At 42.5% G+C, this 3,070-nt stretch carries 3 protein-coding genes; 2 read left to right on the forward strand and 1 reads right to left on the reverse strand.

Going from position 1 to position 3,070, the window contains the following annotated elements; translation table 11 throughout:
* Positions 1-210 precede the first annotated feature (210 nt).
* On the reverse strand, positions 211-429 hold the full coding sequence (locus ACYQ2O_RS11400; RefSeq protein ID WP_346024417.1) for a hypothetical protein: 219 nt from the start codon (positions 427-429) through the stop codon (positions 211-213).
* A 143-nt stretch (positions 430-572) separates the two neighbouring features.
* Here ACYQ2O_RS11400 and ACYQ2O_RS11405 point away from each other — a divergent pair, with 143 nt between their 5' ends.
* On the forward strand, positions 573-1,412 hold the full coding sequence (locus ACYQ2O_RS11405; protein WP_346024416.1) for a metallophosphoesterase: 840 nt from the start codon (positions 573-575) through the stop codon (positions 1,410-1,412).
* Between the two features lie 72 nt (positions 1,413-1,484).
* On the forward strand, positions 1,485-2,462 hold the full coding sequence (locus ACYQ2O_RS11410) for a Gfo/Idh/MocA family protein (protein ID WP_346024415.1): 978 nt from the start codon (positions 1,485-1,487) through the stop codon (positions 2,460-2,462).
* Positions 2,463-3,070: the final 608 nt, after the last annotated feature.

Genomic DNA, 3,070 nt, shown 5'->3' on the forward strand with positions numbered 1-3,070 from the left:
GCCCTAATTGCGGGGAGTATCTGGACCGAGACATCAATGCCAGCAAGAACCTTTTGGCGTTAGCCAAGTAAAAGAAAACCTATGAGGCAGGGACTGCCTTTTGAGCCTACCCATATCCGATTCCTCTATCTGCATGAAACCTGTGCAGACAAGAATGGAGTTCGTAGGAAGCCCCACTTCAAAATCCGGAGGATTTAAGTGGTGGGTAGTTCACTCGTTTGAATCATTCAATTGGTCCAGATCGTCCAGATTGAACTTTTCGAAATCTTCCGGTCTGGTTATCTGAGCCTTTTCTTCTTCAGAGAGCTCCCGGTCGTCAGAAACAGGGTCACGTTTTATAAACTCATTACCACTCTCCGTCGCTTTAGTTTTCAAAAAATGATCAGCCTGATTCTGCTGATCCTGGTGCAAAGTCGGATCGTTTTCCAATATAACCCCTCCTTGAATTCTCACTTTTATTACTAATAGTTTACCATAGAAAAATAAATAACGCTTTCAAGATGCATTATATGATACAATATAGCTAGTATTTTTATAACGACAGCAAACAGCTGCAGGAGGAACGAATCATAGTGTGGATATTACTGGCTTTAATCATTGCACTAGTTATTTACTTATATACTCAGAACTATCTGATCGAAACAACACATTACTCAGTGACAGTACCTAAACTTGATGAACAGATGAAGGGAAAGAGAATCGTTCATTTAACTGATCTGCATCTGACCCCACGTTCAAATAAAAGCTATATCGAAACAATTATTCAGAAAACTGAGGAAGCAGAACCGGATTTCATCGTCCTTACCGGGGACCTCGTACAGGCAGGATTATCCAGTCTGGCTGATACTCCGCTCAGACGCTTTGCCGAACTGTGTACGAATATTGCCCCTACATATGCAGTTACTGGAAATCATGATATTGCAAGTGGGACATTTTCTGAATTCACATCGATTTTGTCAGCAGCAGGTGTTCATCTTCTTCTGGACGAAGCGGAAGTGGTGACTGTCGACGAGGAAGAGAAGCTGGTCATCATGGGACTGGCTGAACGTGAGGATCAGATCAATCTGCCCAAACCGATGCTTAAATCTATCGAACTGACGCCTGAAATGGAGCGACTTCCTAAAGTGCTTCTGGCACACAGACCCGAGCATTTCGAACAGTATATGTACGACCAGACAAAAGCACCCGCTTTAGTCCTGAGTGGGCATACCCATTCAGGGCAAGCCCGAATTCCTTACTTAGGTGGGGTTTATGCACCCGGACAAGGATTTTTCCCGAAATACGACTATGGCATTTTCAGCTCAGAAGAACACAGATCCAGACGACTGATTATTTCAAGAGGTCTAGGGAATTCATCGTTTCCATATAGAATCAACAATCGTCCGGAAATCGTTGTGATCACACTTCAATAGAAGCTATGTCTGACCCACTCGTGGTATACTGATGAGGAACAGAGCACTTAGTTAGAAGGAGTTCGATGATACATGGATAAGTTAAGATTAGGTACGATAGGAACGAGCGGAATCACTGAGCAGTTTATTGAAGCGGCAGTGAAAAGTCAGAAGTATACGTTAGAAGCAGTTTACTCTCGTACTCAGGATAAAGCCGATGATTTCAGGAAAGTTCATGAAGGCAGGAAGGCCTACTCTGATTTTGAAGCATTCTTAAGTGATCCTGAGGTTGATGTGATTTATATTGCATCACCAAACAGTCTGCACTTTGACCAGGCCAAAGCTGTGCTTATGCACAACAAGCATGCCATCGTTGAGAAGCCAGTCGTTACGTCTGCAGAGCAGTGGGATGAACTGACAGATTTGTCCAGAACGCAGAACAAGCTGGTCGTTGAGGCAGCCAGACATATATTTGAACCGAATTTTCTTAAAGTGACAGAGCTGATCAGCAATCAGTCCGATATATACGGGGCTTCATTGACCTACAGCAAGTATTCATCCCGATATGATCAAGTACTCAATGGCGAAGAACCGGCAATTTTTTCACCTAAGTTTGCTGGGGGAGCAGCTAATGATCTGGGAATCTATGTCATCTACGCAGCACTCAAGTGGTTCGGTCAGCCGAAATCGGTCGAAGCATTTGCCCAACCGATCAGAACAGGTGTTGACGGAAAAGGAACAGCTATTTTGAGATATGATGGATTTGATGTCACCTTGAATTATGGAAAAATCAATACGTCAATGCAGCAGTCTGAAGTCTATACTGCGGATGACACGTTAGTCCTGGATGCTATCACCGGCCTGGCTTCAGCTGAAGTGGTCGATGCACGAACTAGAGAAACAAGTTCGATCAAGCTTGACGAGCCGTCTAAGAATCCTCTGATGTGGGAAGCACTGGCTTTTGCAGAAGTGATGTCCGACTATGACAGTGAAAGCAGCAGAACCCGAGGTGACGAGTGGTGGGCGCTGACCAGACAGGTACATGCTGTTCTCGATGAGATAAGAAACTAAGAAACTCTAAACATTATAGCTAAAGCAACTCTGATATGACAGATCCGGGTCAGCCGGAATCACGATTTAATTAAACAGAACAGTGATGAAGACACCTTGAGGCAGGAGAACTTCCTTCAGGGTGTCTTTTCTGACTAGATGCACTTTTATGATGTGGGTAAAGTCTAGTATGGAAAAATAATACTCAAAATATGAAGAATGTAGTTCAACATTAAACCGGCTGATGAACTTTACTATCCAACTATTAAAGTTAAGTTAATTAGTCAAGAAACGACATGAACTGCACTAGTAACACAGAGAGTAAAGTTCGTGGAAGTCATAAGCTTCTGAACTACATTATCAGTTGTCAATAATGCAGTTCAGAAGCGAAAGACTCAGTAAACTAATCCCCTTTCAAAAAGATATATTAGAAGTCACACTCAATCAATCAATCAATCATCCTTTAATGAGGCAGTCAATAAACGAATATCCCTCTTTCAAGAGGCTATGTGTAAAATAGTTGTCGGAAAGTAAAATAGTAGGGCAAGAAATTAAAGTAGACAAAAAGAAAGAAGACCCTTAATCTAGAGATAACCACAAATCCAGAAAAGAGGTCTTCTTATGAATCA

The sequence above is a fragment of the Alkalibacterium sp. m-11 genome, from assembly GCF_054658155.1.